Here is a 19,218-nt window from a genome sequence, read left to right on the forward strand (position 1 = left end):
TTATTTAGGTAAAAATGCATTGGTAAATGCGTCCTCTGCGATAAATTCACCGTCGAGTAAATTGTTGTCAGTCATCCATTCTGCATAGCCTTGCCAAATTTCAAGTTTTTGTTCACCCCAGCGCGGTGCATCGTCTTGGTATTTTGATGAAATCCATTGTTGGCTTGCTGTGACCAACTCCTCATCCAAATCAGGAACCGCCTTCGATAACATCGATGCCGCTTCATCTGGATTGTCAATGGCAAATTCATAACCTTGCGTAACTGCCTTGACAAAAGCGCGAACCGTATCTGGATTGTCGCTAATCATTTTTTCGCTCGTCGTAATGACAGGCGTATAATAGTCCAGCTTGTCCGAGAAATCCTTTAAATACTGCATGTTCAAGTCAATGCCACGCAGCTCGGCTTCAATGCCTGTCCATGCATAGTAAATCCATGCGAAGTCAATATCACGTTCGACGGCTGTGAAAAAGTCTGAATTCCCCATGTTGATAATTTCAACCTGATTGATGTCAGCCTGTTCTTTATCCATTAATGAAGAGAGGACTGCCTGTTCAACAGGAGCACCCCAGCCACCATATGTTTTTCCTTCGTAATCCTTTGGTGATTCAATGCCAGCTTTCTTCAAAGAGGCAAATCCCGACGTATTATGCTGAAGAATGGCCGCGATTGACACGATTGGGATCTCTTGAGCACGCGCTTCTGTAATCGTTTCTTGTGCACTGATGCCAAATTGTGCTTTTCCGGCTGCGACAAGCTGGTCAGCACCTGCTTCACCTGGAAGCATAATTTCAACATCTAGACCTTGTTGTTCAAAAAAGCCTTTTTCCTGTGCAACATACAAGCCTGTGTGGTTTGTATTTGGCGTCCAATCTAGGACAAATTGGACTTTCTCTAACTGGCCATCTTTCTTCGATTCATTACTCTTATCGGTACCACACGCCGCCAGCAACAAACAAAGCATGACGAACAACAAAACTTTTCTCAACTCTATTCCTCCTCTTGGATTCATAGCAATTACGAGTGAACGGCTGCCCAAGGAACACAAAATACATCTCTTTTGAACACAAAAATGCGTTCTCCGGGCAACCGAAGAACGCATAAACAATAGACATGGCTAATGAGTATGTTCCCTCCGCTGGTGTCAACCAGATCAGGTTCTAAGGGTCTATACTTCCAAAGTATATCTCAACCAGTTCGACTGGTCCCCCCACATAATTGTAACTGTATGAATTTTTTATGATTAGTACATCTACTACTCTGCCACATCCGTGTGAATGAAGCAAGCCCAAACAAAATAATGCAAGTGAAAAACTGGATTATTCATTTATTTAAAATTGCTACTCTATATCTATTGTAATTAATCGATATATCGACTAAAATTATCGATATAGTTAAAAGGAGGGGTTGCAATGAAAAGGCGGAGAGGGTTTGTACAACTGGCAATCTTGCATTTACTGAAGGAAGAGTCCATGCATGGCTATCAAATGATGAAGGAATTAGAACATCGTTCGGGCGGATTATATGCTGCAAGTGCGGGCACAGTTTATCCAGCACTTCAAGAATTACTGGAACAAGAGATGATTGATTTGGATCCGGCTTCAGAAAAAAAAACATATGTGCTTCAAGAAAAAGGGAAAGAACGCTTAGAGGATTTCGCGAACAGAATCGAAGGAGATTTCTGGACTGAATGGGAAGCCAGATGGGTTTGGCAAAATTCTGATGAGGCGGTTCAGTTAAAGCGTGCGATGGAACAGTGGGAAGCCGAAGTACGAAAAGCGATGAAACAAGCGCGAAAAAATCCAGAAAAATCTACAAAGTTGATTGCTTTTTTGGAGGAAATAACAGAACGTTTACAGAAAGAAAACCAATAGGGAGGGAAATGCTATGCAACCCCTAAAGAAATTAATTCAATATGTAAAACCTTATACACGCTTTGCGATTTTAGCCCCCCTTTTAATGTGTATTGAAGTTGCGATGGACCTGCTTCAGCCCACAATTATGCAACAAATGATTGATGTGGGAATTGCGAATCATGATAATACTTACGTCATTAAGCTTGGCTTGTTAATGCTGCTAACTGCTGTGATTGGTTTAATTGGGGGAGTTGGTTGTACGGTATACAGCACAAAAGCAGCTGTCAATTTTGCAGCGGACATACGCCGCGATGTATTCAAAAAGACGGAGCAGTTTTCTAGTAAAAATACAGATGCATTCGGTGCAGGGAAATTAATCACCATTGTGACGAATGATGTGACATCTGTCCAGCAGGCGCTTATGATGACGTTGCGCGTTTTTGTACGTGGACCGTTATTATTTATAGGAGCTGTTGTCATTGTTTGGTTTACGGCTCGTGAATTATTTCCGGTATTGTTAGTGGCGATTCCGATATTGATGATTTTAATTTACTTTTTTTCTATTACATCAGGGAAGTTATTTGTCAAAGTACAACAAGCGATGGACCAGGTGAATACCAAGCTGCAGGAAACCTTTGCAGGGATTCGTGTCATCAAGGCATTTAATCGACAGGATTATGAAAAAGAACTGTTCCAACAGGTAAATCATACATTAACGAGGCGCAATATGTCTGCGGAGCAAGTGATTCTTACTTTGATGCCGATTATGCTATTTGTTGTGAATATAGGCGTTGTGATCGGTATGTGGATGGGCGCTATTAAGGTCAATGAGGGCACGCTGCAAGTTGGTGTCATTTTGGCTTTTATTAATTACTTAACGATTATTATGAATGGTTTAATGACGAGTAGTCATGTATTAATGCAGATTGCCCGGTCCTTTACTTCGGCAAATCGCATTGTGCAAGTCCTCGATACGAACATCGATATTCGTGAACCGAGTGTACCTGCTGTGCTTCCAGAAATGAAAGGGCAAGTAGAGTTTAGAGATGTGAATTTTAGTTACAGTAAAAATGGAGAGCATGTGCTGAAAAATATTTCATTCCTGGCGAAAGCGGGGGAGACGATTGGTATCTTAGGCTCAACTGGTAGTGGTAAATCGACGCTGGTTAAACTCATCCCACGTCTTTATGACCCAGATTCAGGGGGTATTTATATCGACGGTGTCAATGCGAGGGAATATCCTCTTGGAAGATTGAGAGAGTCGATTGGTTTTGTACCACAAAAAGCTACATTATTTTCGGGAACCATTGAGGAGAATTTGAATTTTGGGAAAGAGGACGCAACGATTGTAGAGATGGAGGGAGCAGCTCAGTCTGCAGCTGCAAGTGAATTTATCGAGAAATTGGATGGCAAGTTTGCGCATGAGTTGACACAGGGAGCAACGAACTTATCTGGTGGGCAAAAACAGCGCTTATCAATGACTCGAGCTTTTATCCGTGAACCGAAAATTTTAATCTTAGATGATTCTACTTCAGCTATTGACGCATTATCGGAGGCTGCTGTCCAGCAAGCATTACAGCGCAATCACTCTGCTACGACCGTGTTCATCATTTCCTCGAAAATTTCATCAATCATCGATGCCAATCAGATTCTAGTCATCGATGATGGCATGCTTGAAGCGAGTGGAACACATGAAGAATTACTTGCGAAAAGCAGCGTGTATCGTGGAATTTACGCGATACAAAGCGGGAAGGAGGCGCATGTATGATGAATAAAGCTTCTACTCAACCTGCTTCAAATACGATGGAACGTGCTCGTGGGCCAAGAGGATTTTGGGGACCCGTTGTCAAAGCAAAGGATAAAAAAGGGACGATGAAACGAATTTGGCGCTATATGGAGAAGCAAAAATTGGCAATGATAGCCTCTATTATTTTTGTTGTCATTTCTACGCTGTTGAATGTACTCGTACCCTATTTGATGGGGGTTATCATTGACCATTATATCATTCCAAAGGACATGCCTGGCACCCTTCGATTGTTAGCGTGGCTAGCAGTTATCTATACGACAGCAGCTATTTTCACTTGGCTACAGACATTTTTGATGGTGCGGGTATCGTTAAAAACGATTCGACTCCTACGACAGGATTTATTTAATAAGTTTCAGACCTTGTCTTTACGATTTTTTGATAAACGAACACATGGTGATTTGATGAGTCGGGTGACGAATGATATTGAGAGTTTGAATAATGCACTTAGCCAAAGTGTCATTCAAATCATTTCATCTATTTTAATGGTCACAGGTGTTGCCATCGCCATGTTTTCGCTCAATTGGATGCTTGCCATTGTGGCGCTGATTATTCTTCCCTTAATGATCTTTACGACGAAAAAAATCATTACCTATAGCAGCAGTAATTTTATCAAAAGACAACGTGATTTGGGCGAGTTGAATGGCTTTATAGAAGAAGCCATTTCTGGAAATGAAGTTATTACGATTTTTGGGCAAGAGGAAAAGACTTTTACGAAATTTTCAGCGGTAAATGAAAGACTTCGCCATTCTGCAATGGCTGCGGACACAGTATCAGGATTTCTTGGGCCTATCAATAACTTCATCAATAATTTAGGACTGGCTTTAATTATTGGAATCGGAGCACTGATGACGGTTCAAGAAATGGCTACTGTTGGGGTAATCGCTGCTTTTGTTACGTATTCCCGTCAGTTTTTCCGTCCCATTAATCAATTATCAAGTCTATTAAATACGTTTCAATCTGCAATAGCTGGGGCGGAGCGAGTATTTGAAATTATGGACGAGACGGTAGATCTACAAGATAATAACAAGGCAATTTCGATTGATTCCTTTAAAGGAGATGTTGAGTTTTCCAATGTGAACTTTTCTTACGAGGACGGCAAGCAGATCTTGAACAATATTAGTTTTCAAGTAAAAGCCGGTGAAAAAATTGCTTTAGTAGGTCCAACAGGTTCAGGGAAAACAACAATCATCAATTTATTAATGCGGTTTTATGATATCAATTCTGGGGAAATTAAAATCGATGGTCGAACAATTAAGGACTATAAAATTAATAAATTGCGTGAGAAAATGGGGATTGTCCTGCAAGACACATTTCTCTTTTCGGGGTCTCTTATGGAAAACATCCGTTATGGTCGTCTAGAAGCGACGGATAAAGAAGTGGTGGCTGCTGCTAAACTGGCTTCGGCACATGGGTTTATCAAGCATTTGCCTGAACAGTATCAAACGCCAATCACTTCTGGTGGATCTAGTTTAAGTCAAGGTCAGCGCCAATTATTAGCTATTGCCCGAGCGATTTTAGCGGATTCTGATATATTGATTCTTGACGAGGCAACGTCAAACATTGATACGAAAACTGAAATTGAAATTCTACAAGGGCTCAATCAATTATCGAAAGGGCGGACCAGTTTTGTTATTGCACATCGTCTGAAAACAATTGAAAATGCCGATCGTATTTTAGTTATCCAGCATGGGAATTTAATTGAATCTGGTACGCACGAAGAGCTGCTCCAAAAGAAGGGCTTTTATTGCGACCTATATGAGAGTCAGTTTACCTGATAAAAACGGAAGAGTTCTACAGACACTCAGAGTTTTCACTCACCATGCCTCAACGACACTAGATTCAGTAGAGGCATAAAGAAATAAGAAAACGGATCCTGCAAGAGGGACCCGTTTTTCTGTTCAAGCAACTTACTATGTAAATCGCGGCACTGCTGGGCAAATCCCCAGTCGGATTATGCGTCGTATTATTTTCCACCTTCCGTCGAAAGTGCCCCTGTGCGCGGGACAGAGAAGTGCCGCCCCTCTGTGATTAGTAGTATAGTCATTTTTGCTAGAGAATATACCAGTGAATAGAAAAAGACCGAGCATTGTGCCCGATCTTTTTCATATAGCTTATTTACGCATTTTTTTAATCTCGTCAGCTACAAACTGTACGCTCGTTCCAACGATTACTTGAATACTTTGTGTCCCGACAACATTAACCCCAGGTACACCAGTAGTTTTAATTTTGTTTTGATCGACTTTATCCATATCTTTTACTTCGATACGTAAGCGTGTTGCACAATGATCGACAGAAGTAACGTTAGCGTCTCCGCCTAAACCATCGTAAATTGTAGCAGCCATTCCCGAGAATTTATTTCCTCCGGCTGCAACAGTTGCACCGTCTACATCTTGAATATTCTCATCGTCTTCACGACCTGGAGTTTTCAGGTTGAATTTGACGATTAAGAAACGGAAAATCACGTAGTAGATAACCGCAAACACTAAGCCTTGGACGATTAACATGAAAGGTTGGTTGGCAATAGGTATTTTTAAACTCAAGACAAAGTCGACCAAACCAGCGCTGAAACCGAATCCTGCTGTCCATTGGAACGAAGCAGCGATGAATAGAGATAGACCTGTTAAAGCAGCATGCACTACATAAAGAGCTGGTGCTAGGAACATAAATGCAAATTCGATTGGCTCAGTAACACCTGTGAAGAATGCAGCAAATCCTGCTGCTAGCATCAAGGATGCAGTTTGTTTTTTACGTTTTGTTTTAGCAGTATGATACATGGCAAGTGCAGCAGCTGGTAGACCAAACATCATAATTGGGAAGTAACCTGCTTGGTACATACCTGTAATACCTTTTGTACCTGTACTAGCCCAGAAGTTACCAATATCATTAATGCCTGCAACATCAAACCAAAATACAGAATTTAAAGCATGGTGTAAACCAGTTGGAATCAATAGACGGTTGAAGAAACCATATAGACCCGCACCAACAGCTCCAAGTCCACTGATTGCTTCACCAAAGTTAACTAATGCAGTGTAAATAAGTGGCCAGATAAAGAATAGTGCGGCCGAAGCAACTAACATAGCAGCTGCAGTCATAATTGGTACTAAGCGTTTACCACTAAAGAATGCCAATGCGGTTGGTAATTGTACATGACTAAAGCGATTATACATTGCGGCCGCGATAAGCCCAGATAGAATACCGATAAATTGGTTACCAATTTTTCCGAAAGCAGCATTTACCTCGGTAGGATCAATACCAAGTAGCATAGATACTGTACCTGTCGATAGTAATGTTGTAACAACTAAGAAACCGACCAAACCACTTAATGCGGCCGAGCCATCCTTATCCTTGGACATCCCAAGCGCAACACCAACAGCAAATAAGATTGCCATATTGTCAATAATCGAGCCACCTGCTTTAATAAGGAAAGCAGCTGCTACGTTTCCAGAACCCCAACCAGTAGGGTCAATCCAGTACCCAATACCCATTAAGATAGCAGCTGCAGGTAATACAGCTACTGGAAGCATTAAAGAACTTCCGAGTCTTTGGAAATATTTCATCATGATAAATCCACCCCAATTCATAATTTTTAAATAAGTAGTGCAAAGAAAATAATATGATGCCGATTCATGCTGTTTATGGCTTGCGTAGCCGTTCAATATGCAGTGCAATATAACCCAATTCTTGTTCAGGTAGCTCTACTTCATGCTGCGCGACTAATTCCTTCGCAACCTCGACTGCACAATTATAGGAAAGGGAAAACTTCTTTTTAATCATAATGAGCATTTCCTCATCCATTGTGTGCACGCCATAATTATTCATTCTTGCTAAGGTGAAACGGAGATGCGTGATGAGACGATGGTAGGATATATCATCCTCTTCAATCGTAATCGTTAAATGTTTCTTGATCGACTGAACCATGTCTCGGATAATCGTTGTTTGCCGGACCGTATCGTGTAAATCACCTCCTTGTGGTTTCATCGTATGGATGTGTAGCGCTATAAAAGCCGCCTCGTCTTCAGGCATCTCTACCTGGCATTTTTCTTTTATATGTTGGATTGCCCAAAGACCAATTTCAAATTCTCTTCTATAGAGGATTTTGATTTCATGTAACAGCTTATTATTTAAATGAATGCCATCCCTTACTCTTTCAATCGCAAAGGATAGGTGATCTGTTAAGACGATATGAATATGTTCGTTTAACTTAGTACCCATATGATCTTCTGCATATGTAATGACTTCCTCAGAGATGGTGAAATGCTCTTCTGGAATTCGGCTCAGCAGTTGCTGGAGCTTATCATTTTCTCTCATAACGAATATTTTTTCGATTTTATCAGGGCTGATGATGTCGTTGCGCTTCTTATTGAAAGCGATTCCAGCACCAATCGCAATTTTTTCACGCTCGCCATCGAGGACGACAACGGCGTTATTATTAAGAATTTTTTTTACTTTCACTGAAGATCACCCCCCTTATTTAGTAGATCCGCCCTCATTTGGCAAATCTTTTTATACTGAAAACGAAGCCTCATCTACAGAAGTCTAGCCCTCTAGTCAGAAAGGAGGACCTTCAAACTAGTTACCCAACTTAGTGAATCACCAAACTTCTGCTGAATGAAGCTACATTTTCAGTGGAAGTGGGTTATTTGTTAGAGACAGTCATTACTAAAGTTTCCCCAGCAATGCCATCTTTCGTATGCGTGCATTGTATAGTCTTTTCACTGCTATTCGTAATGATAATGGGTGTGACAATGCTTGTCGCATGTTCACGGATATAGTCTAAATCGACTTCGATAAGTGGCTGAGCAAGTGAAACGTTGTCACCAGTTTCTACTAAAACTTTAAATCCCTTTCCTTGCAACGTGACCGTTTCCAACCCGATGTGAATTAAAATTTCTGTACCATCACTTGTTCGGAGTCCGATTGCGTGTTTCGAGTCAGAGATTAAAACGACTGTACCTTCAACAGGTGAGTGGAAAGTACCATCAGTAGGAATGACAGCAACACCTTCACCCATCATTTTTTGACTGAATACTGGGTCTGGCACTTGGTCAAGTGGGATGATTTCTCCGTTAACGGGTGCGAAAATCTCTAATTTACGTTTTTTGAATAGGCCTGATAGCATGACTATTAACTCCTTTATAATTATAAGTATGAAGGTTCAAAGGGTAGTACTATTATAGTGGAGGGACAAGATGTACAGAACAGAAAAAGGCATGGGGTAACGAGAAAGATAAATAAATCTTCCACTGTTTACCACCATGCCTGATCGTATCAGTAACATGTGATCCGCTATTGAACTTCTAATTCGATAGTAGCACTTAAATTTGTATAACGCAATAGGAAAATGATTTTTTTTACAGAACTGAATTTTTATCGGGCGCTAAGAGTGGAATAGTGTTTGTATTTTATAACTCCCTTGGCTTGAATTAAGCATTGAAGGGGTATGCTTGTATCGTGGTAAAACTGAAGGAGGTACAGCAAAGATGTCAATTAATAAAGAACTACAGGTGTTAAAAGAATTCAAGTGTGCAAATCGTTCTGTGTTAAGTGCGTATGTCAATACGAATCCAGCCGATCCTGATCAGCTAAAAGGGGCGTGGAAAATCCATTTAAAAAGTGGTTTGAAGCGAATAGAAGAGTATATAACTGCCTCCAAAGATGACAATGAACTGAAAGCGTTTAAAGTAGTGAAGGAAAAAGTTGTGAATGAAATTGAGGGTCATCAGAATGAATTGCACAAAGGAGTTGTAATTTTTGCTTCAGAAAATCCTAGTTTGTGGTCGGTCCACTATGTACAGGTGCATGTACGAACGAGCTTTCATTGGGAGGATCATCCGGTAGTAGAAGAGATGGAATATATGTATAAGGCTTATCCAGAAGCTGGAATTGTCTTGCCGAGTTTTGGGGAGGTACGCATACTAGATACAGCAATGGGATTCCTGCATGACGAACTGATTTATGATTTTGAACCAAATCTTCAGGGATGGGGCGATCGCAAGAAAGTGACAGAAGATGATCATCCGGCAATTGGAAGCAGTAAAGTAGACCAATTAGAACCTCGACTGAAAGAAAATTTGGGACGTTTTTATAAAGGGATGGGTGAGATTGTTGACAAGTTGAAGAAAGAGCGTGGATGGAAGGAGATTCATGTGGCCGGCGAAGCAGAGCTAGCCAATGCATTCGCTGCAACCTTGCGAGAAAAGCCTGCAAGTTGTATTTATAAAAATTTAAACAACAGTAAACCTTATGAGGTACTCCATCAAGTTTTTGAAAAATAACACGTCTGTTGATTAACCATTTACTTGCATAAATCGCAGGTAAATAAAGGCTTGAAAATCACTTTTTTCACTAAATCGTTGCAGGTTCACTCTAGACTAACTATTCACGACATCATTACCAAGGAGGTTAATGTATCTAGAAATGACGAAGTCATTTCTAGATACATTATTTTCGGTCATCTTGTTGTGAATAGCTGCCTGTCGCGTACCTACACTGTTTAAGTGAAAAATACAGTTGTTTGAAAAGAAAAGAATAAATGACTTTCTATAGAGGCTGTAAGTGCCCGAAGATGAAATTTCGGGCACTCTTGCACGTTGTACAAGGTATTCTCACTTTACTTTTAGCAAGTTTTATCAGAAAGTGACACTACCTAAAATAACAGTGAAAAAGACCATGGTAGAAGATTCAGCCGCCAAAATTGTATCTTTGGCGGCCCTCTCCAATTAAAAAACCCTCTATTCCCTTGTCTTCAAAAGCATTAGCACTTTGTGTATCTGTATTTTTGTAGAGTGACGGATGAACGACCACCATACGATTACCGAACAGAATGTGTAGGATGCGACGAAGTCGTATCCTACACATAAAATATCTCGGCTATTGTAGAGAAGTCATTCAATCCAGAGCGAGACAAAAGAAAACTTTACGCAGAGTATCTAGTGTTTGATTAAGTTATTTTTTGGTTAATCAACAGGCCTGGAAAAATAATTGTATTCTAAAAGAACTAATTTTCTCATTATGAGTGAAGTTAGTTTTTTTACCGATTAAATTCATTCTACAAGGTAGAACACCTCGCCCACAAGACGAATAACATAGCTATGGGTAGAGAAATGGGCTAGCGTTTTGCTATTTTAGAAGAAGGGATGTGTGAGTGATGCAATTTTTTTATACAGTTCGCCAGGGTGATACATTGGAGCATATCGCTAGGCGCTGGGAGCTTCCGGTGAAATCGCTGATTGCGGCGAATAATTTGATGCCTCCATATACACTCTCAATAGGGAAACAATTGTCCATACCGCCCGGCGTCGATTTGTATCGTGTTCAGTCAGGAGATTCCGTGTATCGGATTTCCCAACAGTACGGTGTACCAGTTGCGTTGATTACTGAAGTCAATCAGCTAATGCCACCGTATATTCTTCATGTCGGACAAATATTAAAAATTCCACGAGGTGTTCCTTATTATGTTGTGCAGTCGGGTGATACATTGGATGCTATTGCTCAGCGCTATAATGTGACATCATCAGGACGCAGTGATCCCGGGTTAATTCAGAAGGTGAACGAACTGCCGTCTACAATGATTCAAGTGGGAATGAAGTTGACCATCCCTTATGCTTTTGCGGGTGATTATGGTTTTATTGCTTATACATCTAATCGTGGTGGTCAATTTGATATTTGGATTTTGAATTTACGAACGGGTGAGCAAAAACAACTGACAAATAACCTAGGCGATGTTTACTCACAACCGACGTGGTCCCCGGACAGTAATCGAATCGCATTTGTAGGGGAAAATAGGGTGCTCTATGTTATTTATGTCACGACTGGACTAATCGCAGGCGTCGACCAGTTGGATGAAGGAGGAAATTTTAGCCTAGATTGGTCCCCGGATAGTTCAAGTGTGGCGTATACAGCCCGGGGCAACATTATGCTCTATAACGCCACGCTTCATGCGGCTAAAACGATAGTGCAGCCACGCGCATCAGACGTTGGATGGTTTCCGACAGGTACGGAATTATTATTTCAAGCACCTGATGACGCTGGGATAAGCCAGCTATTCCAGATTGCAACAAACGGCACAAGTAGACGACAAATTACCCGAAATACGGACGGTCCGCTTCATGATGCTCGTCTATCGCCTGATGGAACATTTGCCCTTTATACAACGCCGGGTGCAAGTATTTCAATTATTTACACAGTGGAGCTTGCAACAGGCCGAGTATTTGAAATAAAGGGCGGCCCACTAGCCAAAAATTATTCCCCGACTTGGTCTCCAGATTCATCACAGATTGCCTATAGTGCAACAGCTTTTGACGATAGAGGCTATTTCTCGCAACTGAGAACGGTTGAACGACAAGGGGAAAATGATAGAGTTTGGGCAATTTCAAATTGCTTTTCGACACCCGTGACTTGGTCCTCAGATAGCATAACATTTGCGTATCTATCTGGCTGTAAGGAACAGCAAGCTGCCAATGAAATATGGGTAGTCAATCTAAATCATCCGGCTCCAATTCAACTTTTGGAGGGGGAGACAATACTGGCGTTACAATGGTCTCCAAAGCCCATTATGGACTTGGAAAAAAAGGAGTTTACGAGCGAGCTTTTTGGAGTGAATTTTCAATATCCCGCGACTTGGCAGCGGGTTAATGACGTGCGATATGAAGGTGCCGATGGCTTTTTTCAAATATCCGCTCTTTTTGGATCAGATAATATTGAGGAAGTCTGTCATGCAGAAGCCTACCAACAAATGATGCCCTATGGTTCGACACCTCGCATAATGCAATCTCAAAATCCATACGAACAGACCTGTACAATCCTACCATCCAGCGATCAGCCCGCGGACATGAATGGTCAGGCAGCTTATATTGCTGCTTACCCAAGTCCGATGACAATTGATGGGATGGATTATAATTATTTTATCCTTTGGGCGGATGAGGAGCATATTGAGGGCATAGCTGCTACGGTAATGTTTCTACCATAAAAATACGAAAAAAGCGTGCTCCTTTACGAAGGACCACGCTTTTTTCATCCCCGAATTAAGGGAGTGCACTCGGAAAATTTGATTGTTTTTTCAATTACACAAACTGTTTTTCGACGATCTTATTATGCCCGTCAGTGCAGTTTGATAGGGCTGATCTGCGAAGCCACATGGGCTGGATTGTCACAAGTAGTGAGGTGTGAACATTTCCTGATGCAGTCAGTGTACAAGTTGCACTTTCACAAAAAACTTACTTTTACTGCTCGGTGTAACACTTGCTAATTAACCAAATTACTCAGTTTACAACTTGGTGAAAGGAATCTTCATAGTAAATCTGATTCCTGACGAGTGTACCTTGCTAGCAAAACAAATTTTCCGCCAAGGTTGTGCAGTTCAGTCGAAAAGTAGGTTTGTAGGTAGCTCGTCTACAAGTCTACATCTTCGATTGTTTCACCTTGTAGTTTCTGTATACCCGGATGGAATGAAGGTAAACCACTAATTAAAAAATTATTCTTCGATCATTTCTTCATTGCTAGCGCCGGGCGGAACAATCGGGTAGACATTGGCCTCCTCGGTTACTTCAAATTCCATAATAACGGGACCGTCAATAGCGAAAGCCATCTCGATAATTGTTTCTGCTTCTTCTAAATTCCTGGCAGACAAGCCGTGTGCCCCGAACGTTTTAGCCATGTTGGAAAAATCCGGTGAACTAATCCTTACCGCAGAATAGCGATTATTGAGAAATAACTGTTGCCATTGTCTGACCATGCCGAGATAGCCGTTTTTGAGAATAGCAACTTTAACATTTAAACCAAGGTCAACAGCTGTCATGATTTCTTGTACATTCATTTGGAAACTACCATCCCCACTTATGCAGACGACTTGTCGGTCGGGAAAGGCAACAGCAGCACCGATTGCGGCAGGTAATCCGTACCCCATTGTTCCCAGTCCACCAGATGTTAGAAAGGAACGTGGCGTCCTAAATTGATAATGATGCGCTGTCCAAATTTGATGTTGACCGACGTCAGTCGAGATAATCGCGTCCCTGTTCGTCATGTTATCGATGCACCGAATCACTTCCTGAGGCGTCAATTGCCCATTCTCTGAGGGCTTGAATGCTGGAGCATGTTTAGCCCATGTATGAATCTTGTCATGCCAAGCAGTATGATCTATCTTTGGAATTCGGGCAAGTATCCCTAATAATACTTGTTCCACGGAGCCTTGTAGGGCGATATCAATTTCAATATTTTTATTTAACTCAGCATTGTCAATATCGATTTGAATTTTAAAGGAATGCGGGGAGAAGGCTTTGCGATTTCCCGAAACACGGTCACTAAAACGCACGCCCAGACAAACAATGACATCCGCCGCTTGAATCGAACGATTAGCTGCCACTGTTCCATGCATTCCAAGCATTCCAAGATGTAGGGGGTGTTCGGATGGAAAAGCACCAATCCCCATTAAAGTAGTCACGATAGGAAAGTTACAGCGACTGATTAGTTCCTGTAGTAAGGCAGGACTATTTCCCGCAATACTACCTCCACCTACTATTAATATAGGTTGTTTTGCCGTGGACAAGCGTTTAGTTACTGTCTCAAGCTTAGCCTCGTCTATTTCTAGGTTTGGTGAATAACCTTCTATATAAATAGATTGTTTTCCGGTATTTTCATAAGGGGATGCAAGTAATGTCGTCATAACATCCTTTGGCAAATCTATGAGCACGGGACCAGGGCGTCCAGTTGTTGCGATATGAAAGGCTTCTCTAATAATACGAGGTAACTCAGCTGGATCTGTCACAATATAATTTTGTTTTGTGACGGACATCGTCATGCCAAAAATATCGACTTCTTGAAAGCTATCCAAGCCAAGTAGATGTGTCGGAACTTGACCTGTCAGGACGATAAGTGGAACGGAATCCATATAGGCAGTTGCAATCCCTGTAATGGTGTTCGTCGCACCAGGTCCACTTGTGACCAAGGTGACGCCCGGCTTGCCTGTCGCCCTAGCGTAGCCATCTGCAGCATGGGCCGCAGCTTGTTCATGCCGCACAAGTACATGTTGGATATTATCGCAATCAAATAAGGCATCATAGATGGGTAGAACTGCACCTCCAGGATAGCCAAAAATCGTGTCGACTTCTTGCTCTAGCAATAGTTGAATTAACATTTCAGCTCCATACAAAATAAATCACTCCTGCATAGTTGTTTTTTAGATGAATAGAACTTTATCAGAACATTCGGAAATAGATTGTGATTTAAATCACGATCTATAAATTTGTATAAAAAATCAAAAAATGTTCATTCTACTATAGAAAATAAAAATGAAGGAGGTCATCTGTTGAAAAAGTTTTCAATTATTACTGCTGCCCTGTTCCTTAGTCTTTCGTTGATGGGGTGCGGTATGAATAAATCAAAGGACAATGCTGCAAATGACAAAGTGGAAGATAAGGTAACAGACCAAACAGAATCGGATATGTCGACAAATGATAATACTGTCAACAAGGAAGACAATAAAGAAGAAAATCGACTAGAAGTTGCAGATGAAGCAGCGGATCGGATTGCGGAAATGGAAGAAGTTGAAAGTGCAAACGTTATTGTCACAAATCAAAACGCTTATGTAGGAGTCGTTCTGCATGAAGGGGTGGAAGGGACAACGCAAATTGAGGACAAAATTGCGGAGGAAGCTAGAGCGGCCAATGCAGATTTTAACAACGTTTATGTGTCGATGAATCCAGATTTTGTTCAACAAACTACCGATTATGGAAATAAAATAAGAGCAGGTGAACCAGTGGAAGGGTTCTTCGAGGAATTTTCCGATATGGTCAAAAGGGTTTTCCCGGACGCTCATTAAAATAACAACCTAATCATTGGAAATAGAAGTAATTAATTGTGAAATGTCAAGAGTTCCTTCCTTTATTCTTGAATAAACAACCCAATTACGACAAATCTGTGACAATTCTTATTTCTTCCACTAATCGACAATATTTTCACTTTAATTGTTGTACGATAAGCAAGTTGCTTCAGAACAAACAAAGAACTCACAACTAGGCTGAAGTAGAATAAATCATTTGGAGGAAGAGTTGTGAAAATCGTATTAAAGAAAAAAGTCTTGTCGTTGAAGATTCGTAATAAAAGAAAAATAATGTATTTGAAGGCCGAGAAATTTGGTTTTACCCACCCAGAAGTTGTCGCTCATAGCCAAGCATTAGACGCTTTACTAAATAGATATCAAAAAATTGTATCCTGAACAGAATAGTAATTAATAAAAACGATTTGCTTTAGTAATGAAGCAAATCGTTTTTATTATTAGTAAAATGAATTTGTGTATATTTATTCGCAAAGATGGATGATTAGAAATGCGTAATAAATTAGAATATGTAAGCGCTTTAATTTTCTAAACATTTAAAATAGTGGTTGACTAGTGCATTTGAACAGTGTACCATTACGGATAATTATTGCTGCGAAATAAATAAAAATAAAGCGAGCAATATAGAAAAAAGGGGGAACATGGCATGAAGAGTAGTTGGTTAAAATATGCAGTGGCACTATTGAGTGTTGTATTCGTCCTTGCTGCATGTGGTGGCGGTGGAACAGATAAAGTAGCCGATACACCAAACGATGATAAAGAGACAGCATCGGTAACAGAAAAATATAAAGTGGGAATGACACAAATCGTTGAGCATCCATCTTTGAACGCGGCGGCGGAGGGTTTTAAAGCAGCGTTAGCAGATGCAGGCCTTGATGTAGAGTATGTTGAGAAAAATGCACAGAATGATCAAAGTATAAATACAACAATTGCCAATGACTTAGTCAGTTCAGGCGTAGATTTAATATTTGCGAACTCAACACCTAGTGCACTAGCAGCTGCTGTTGCAACACAAGATATTCCGATTGTCTTTACATCCGTGACAGATGCAGTAGGTGCCGAGCTTGTAGCATCAAATGAAAGCCCTGGAGGCAATGTAACTGGAACAATTGATAATCACCCAGAAGCCATTCCGGCAACTATGAAGTTCATGAAAGAACAATTAGGCGTAGAAAATGTTGGGATGGTTTTTAACGCGGGAGAGCCAAATTCACGAGCGCAGGTGGATGCAGTGAAAGAAATTTTGAAAGATATGGGCATGACTGTGAAAGAAGCGCCTGTGGCAACATCCGCTGATGTTAAACAAGCTTCTGAATCACTGATTGGAAAAGTAGATGCATTCTATATTATTACAGATAACACGGTTGTATCGGCACTTGAATCAGTAATTGATGTCGCGAATTCGAATCAGCTTCCATTGTTGGTTGGTGAATTTGACTCTGTCAAACGTGGTGGTCTAGCTGCATATGGTTTCGAATTTTACGATATCGGTTATGAAGCAGGGCAAATGGCTGTTAAAATCCTTAAAGGTGAAAGTAAGCCAGCTGATATACCTGTTCAAGTTCCACAAAATTTGAGATTTGTTATGAATAAAGCAACAGCTGATATCTTGGGTCTTGATATTAAAGATGAATGGAACGCTGAATTTACTGAATAAATAGGAGATGAGATTGCATGTTTTCAGCTGTATTTGGATCAGTTGAGCAAGGGATCATCTATGCAATTATGGCACTCGGAGTGTATCTTACATTCCGAGTGTTAGATTTTCCGGACTTAACGGTGGATGGAAGTTTTGTAACAGGAGCGGCAGTTGCGGCCACGATGATTTTCTTTGGCTACCACCCACTACTCGCTACAGCAGTTGCTATTGCGATTGGCTTTATCGCAGGCTGTGTAACGGGACTCTTACATACAAAAGGCAAAATCAATCCACTGTTAGCGGGAATTTTGATGATGATTGCCTTATACTCAATTAATTTAAGAATTATGGGCTTAACGCTCGAAAGCTCTGTTGGACGTCCTAATATTCCATTGTTAAATGCGGAAACGTTATTTAGCAAGTTTACTATTTTTTGGAGCACACTTGGCATTGACGATGCGATCAATCAGTTTTTCGGCTCTTTAGGCGTTCAATATTTGCCTAAGACATGGGGAACGCTGTTTTTAATGCTAGTTGTGACATTAGTGATTAAATTTGTTGTCGATTGGTTTTTGAAAACAGAAATTGGCCTTGCGATACGGGCAACGGGCAATAATAAAAAAATGATCCGCAGTTTTTCGGCGAACACAGACACGCTAATCATTCTTGGACTAGGTTTATCCAACGGACTTGTGGCATTTTCAGGTGCCTTAATCGCCCAGTACTCGAAGTTTTCCGATATTGGAATGGGGATTGGGATGATTATTATTGGGCTAGCGTCCGTTATTATTGGAGAAGCCATTTTTGGAACGAAAACGATTATGCGCACAACGCTTGCAGTTGTTGTGGGTGCTATTATTTATAGAATTATCATTGGTTTGGCTCTGCGAGTTGAATTTTTGGATGCGGGAGATTTGAAGTTGATCACTGCGCTGATTGTCATTCTTGCGCTAGTTTTACCGCAGTTTATTGAGAAGAAACGTGAAAAAAATAGAAAAGAAAAGCGTCATGCTGAGCGATTGGCTGGCTCGTAACCACGCTGAAAAAGGAGGGCGATTCCGTTGTTGAAACTCCAGCAAATCAATAAGATATTCAATGAGGCGACGCCTGATGAAAAAATTGCACTCGATCAAATTAATCTACATTTAAAACCGGGCGATTTTGTGACTGTCATTGGTAGTAATGGTGCGGGTAAATCGACGATGATGAATATGATTTCTGGTGCATTGACACCTGATTTTGGTACGATTGAAATTGACGGAGAAGACGTTGTGAGATTGCCAGAATACAAACGTTCTATCAAAATTGGACGAGTTTTCCAAGATCCAATGGCGGGAACGGCTCCTGCGATGACGATTGAGGAAAATTTGGCGATGGCCTATTCTCGCAATAAAAAGCGTGGATTACGCAAAGGTGTCGATAAGAAACGCCGGGAGTATTTCCGCTCATCACTTGAAACGCTGCACTTGAATTTAGAAAATCGGATGAATGCCAAAGTCGGTATGCTATCAGGTGGAGAACGCCAAGCACTTTCTTTGCTGATGGCAACGTTTACGCAGCCATCTATTTTGTTGCTTGATGAACATACAGCGGCCCTTGACCCATCAAGAGCCGAGTTGATCACGAATTTAACGAAGCAGCTTGTTGACAAGGATGAATTGACAACGCTTATGGTCACGCATAATATGCAGCAGGCTATGGATTTGGGCAACCGACTTATTATGATGGACAAAGGTCAAATTATTTTAGAAGTCGAAGCTGAAGAGAAGAAGCAGTTGACGATTGAAAAGCTAATGGCTGAATTCCAACGCATTCGCGGTGAGAAATTAAATAGTGACGCAGCTTTGCTGTCCGTGTGATATGAAAAGGCATGACTTGTTGTAGTTGATAACGAGTTATGTCTTTTTTTGTTGGAGAAGGTTCCTCGGGGTAGTCGAGTTCTGGGGAAAGGTAGTCCAGTTTGTCTTGAAGGTAGTCGAGTTTTCCAGAGGTAGTTGAATTTATTTGAAAAAGTAGTCCGGTTTTCAAATATCATCGTCTGATTCTATCTAAGCGATGCCTATCCGGAGAACTGTTATAATAAGGAG

Annotated in this window: 15 protein-coding genes and 1 riboswitch; of the genes, 10 read left to right on the forward strand and 5 right to left on the reverse strand. The window is 41.0% G+C overall.

Annotation, left to right across the window (positions count from 1 at the left end):
* A complete protein-coding gene (locus MKZ10_RS08420; RefSeq protein ID WP_342509695.1) occupies window positions 1-987 on the reverse strand; it encodes an ABC transporter substrate-binding protein in 987 nt (328 codons plus the stop codon).
* Window positions 988-1,112: 125 nt separating this feature from the next.
* A riboswitch (TPP riboswitch) is annotated at window positions 1,113-1,221 on the reverse strand.
* 190 nt (window positions 1,222-1,411) lie between these two features.
* Here MKZ10_RS08420 and MKZ10_RS08425 point away from each other — a divergent pair.
* From MKZ10_RS08425 to MKZ10_RS08435, 3 genes are read left to right on the forward strand one after another with little or no spacing between them, the layout of a single operon-like run.
* Window positions 1,412-1,873 (forward strand): PadR family transcriptional regulator, encoded by a 462-nt coding sequence (locus tag MKZ10_RS08425; protein ID WP_342509697.1) that lies wholly within the window; start codon window positions 1,412-1,414, stop codon window positions 1,871-1,873.
* Window positions 1,874-1,886: 13 nt separating this feature from the next.
* A complete protein-coding gene (locus MKZ10_RS08430) occupies window positions 1,887-3,623 on the forward strand; it encodes an ABC transporter ATP-binding protein (protein WP_342509699.1) in 1,737 nt (578 codons plus the stop codon).
* Window positions 3,624-3,658: 35 nt separating this feature from the next.
* The gene (locus MKZ10_RS08435) at window positions 3,659-5,437 is read left to right on the forward strand and encodes an ABC transporter ATP-binding protein (RefSeq protein WP_342510101.1); all 1,779 of its coding nucleotides are present in this window, start codon (window positions 3,659-3,661) and stop codon (window positions 5,435-5,437) included.
* A gap of 336 nt (window positions 5,438-5,773) precedes the next feature.
* Here MKZ10_RS08435 and nagE read toward each other — a convergent pair whose 3' ends face one another.
* The 3 genes from nagE to MKZ10_RS08450 form a co-directional block, all read right to left on the reverse strand.
* Entirely contained in the window at window positions 5,774-7,222 is a 1,449-nt protein-coding gene (nagE, locus tag MKZ10_RS08440) for an N-acetylglucosamine-specific PTS transporter subunit IIBC (protein WP_342509701.1), read from the reverse strand.
* Window positions 7,223-7,295: 73 nt separating this feature from the next.
* Entirely contained in the window at window positions 7,296-8,114 is an 819-nt protein-coding gene (locus MKZ10_RS08445; RefSeq protein WP_342509703.1) for a PRD domain-containing protein, read from the reverse strand.
* A gap of 184 nt (window positions 8,115-8,298) precedes the next feature.
* Window positions 8,299-8,781 (reverse strand): PTS glucose transporter subunit IIA, encoded by a 483-nt coding sequence (locus MKZ10_RS08450; protein WP_342509705.1) that lies wholly within the window; start codon window positions 8,779-8,781, stop codon window positions 8,299-8,301.
* Window positions 8,782-9,142: 361 nt separating this feature from the next.
* Here MKZ10_RS08450 and MKZ10_RS08455 point away from each other — a divergent pair, with 361 nt between their 5' ends.
* Both MKZ10_RS08455 and MKZ10_RS08460 read left to right on the forward strand, forming a co-directional pair.
* Complete coding sequence (locus MKZ10_RS08455; RefSeq protein ID WP_342509707.1) at window positions 9,143-9,937, forward strand: VLRF1 family aeRF1-type release factor; 795 nt, start codon at window positions 9,143-9,145, stop codon at window positions 9,935-9,937.
* An 872-nt stretch (window positions 9,938-10,809) separates the two neighbouring features.
* Window positions 10,810-12,630 carry a LysM peptidoglycan-binding domain-containing protein gene (locus MKZ10_RS08460; RefSeq protein ID WP_342510103.1) on the forward strand — a complete coding sequence of 607 codons (1,821 nt, stop codon included), beginning with the start codon at window positions 10,810-10,812 and terminating at the stop codon, window positions 12,628-12,630.
* Window positions 12,631-13,134: 504 nt separating this feature from the next.
* Here the strand turns inward: MKZ10_RS08460 and ilvB are convergent.
* Complete coding sequence (ilvB, locus tag MKZ10_RS08465) at window positions 13,135-14,793, reverse strand: biosynthetic-type acetolactate synthase large subunit (RefSeq protein WP_342510105.1); 1,659 nt, start codon at window positions 14,791-14,793, stop codon at window positions 13,135-13,137.
* A 171-nt stretch (window positions 14,794-14,964) separates the two neighbouring features.
* Between ilvB and MKZ10_RS08470 the strand changes: the two genes are divergently transcribed.
* From MKZ10_RS08470 to MKZ10_RS08490, 5 genes are all read left to right on the forward strand, one after another.
* On the forward strand, window positions 14,965-15,477 hold the full coding sequence (locus MKZ10_RS08470) for a YhcN/YlaJ family sporulation lipoprotein (RefSeq protein WP_342509709.1): 513 nt from the start codon (window positions 14,965-14,967) through the stop codon (window positions 15,475-15,477).
* Window positions 15,478-15,708: 231 nt separating this feature from the next.
* Entirely contained in the window at window positions 15,709-15,873 is a 165-nt protein-coding gene (locus MKZ10_RS08475) for an aspartyl-phosphate phosphatase Spo0E family protein (RefSeq protein ID WP_342509711.1), read from the forward strand.
* 265 nt (window positions 15,874-16,138) lie between these two features.
* Window positions 16,139-17,149, forward strand: coding sequence for an ABC transporter substrate-binding protein (locus tag MKZ10_RS08480; RefSeq protein WP_342509712.1), 1,011 nt, complete (start codon window positions 16,139-16,141; stop codon window positions 17,147-17,149).
* A gap of 17 nt (window positions 17,150-17,166) precedes the next feature.
* Complete coding sequence (locus MKZ10_RS08485; RefSeq protein ID WP_342509714.1) at window positions 17,167-18,165, forward strand: ABC transporter permease; 999 nt, start codon at window positions 17,167-17,169, stop codon at window positions 18,163-18,165.
* 27 nt (window positions 18,166-18,192) lie between these two features.
* Window positions 18,193-18,990: an ABC transporter ATP-binding protein gene (locus tag MKZ10_RS08490; RefSeq protein WP_342509716.1), complete on the forward strand. Its 798-nt coding sequence runs from the start codon at window positions 18,193-18,195 to the stop codon at window positions 18,988-18,990.
* Window positions 18,991-19,218: the final 228 nt, after the last annotated feature.

The organism is Sporosarcina sp. FSL K6-2383, assembly GCF_038618305.1.
In the GTDB taxonomy this organism is placed as follows: domain Bacteria; phylum Bacillota; class Bacilli; order Bacillales_A; family Planococcaceae; genus Sporosarcina.

Excerpts from the sequence above, each read along its gene's own strand:
- MKZ10_RS08430 (WP_342509699.1), top strand. The coding sequence starts at position 1,887 with ATGCAACCCCTAAAGAAATTAATTCAATATGTAAAACCTTATACACGC.
- MKZ10_RS08485 (WP_342509714.1), top strand. The coding sequence starts at position 17,167 with ATGTTTTCAGCTGTATTTGGATCAGTTGAGCAAGGGATCATCTATGCA.
- MKZ10_RS08435 (WP_342510101.1), top strand. The coding sequence starts at position 3,659 with ATGGAACGTGCTCGTGGGCCAAGAGGATTTTGGGGACCCGTTGTCAAA.
- MKZ10_RS08460 (WP_342510103.1), top strand. The coding sequence starts at position 10,810 with ATGCAATTTTTTTATACAGTTCGCCAGGGTGATACATTGGAGCATATC.
- MKZ10_RS08455 (WP_342509707.1), top strand. The coding sequence starts at position 9,143 with ATGTCAATTAATAAAGAACTACAGGTGTTAAAAGAATTCAAGTGTGCA.
- MKZ10_RS08425 (WP_342509697.1), top strand. The coding sequence starts at position 1,412 with ATGAAAAGGCGGAGAGGGTTTGTACAACTGGCAATCTTGCATTTACTG.
- ilvB (WP_342510105.1), bottom strand. The coding sequence starts at position 14,793 with ATGTTAATTCAACTATTGCTAGAGCAAGAAGTCGACACGATTTTTGGC.
- MKZ10_RS08450 (WP_342509705.1), bottom strand. The coding sequence starts at position 8,781 with ATGCTATCAGGCCTATTCAAAAAACGTAAATTAGAGATTTTCGCACCC.
- nagE (WP_342509701.1), bottom strand. The coding sequence starts at position 7,222 with ATGATGAAATATTTCCAAAGACTCGGAAGTTCTTTAATGCTTCCAGTA.
- MKZ10_RS08480 (WP_342509712.1), top strand. The coding sequence starts at position 16,139 with ATGAAGAGTAGTTGGTTAAAATATGCAGTGGCACTATTGAGTGTTGTA.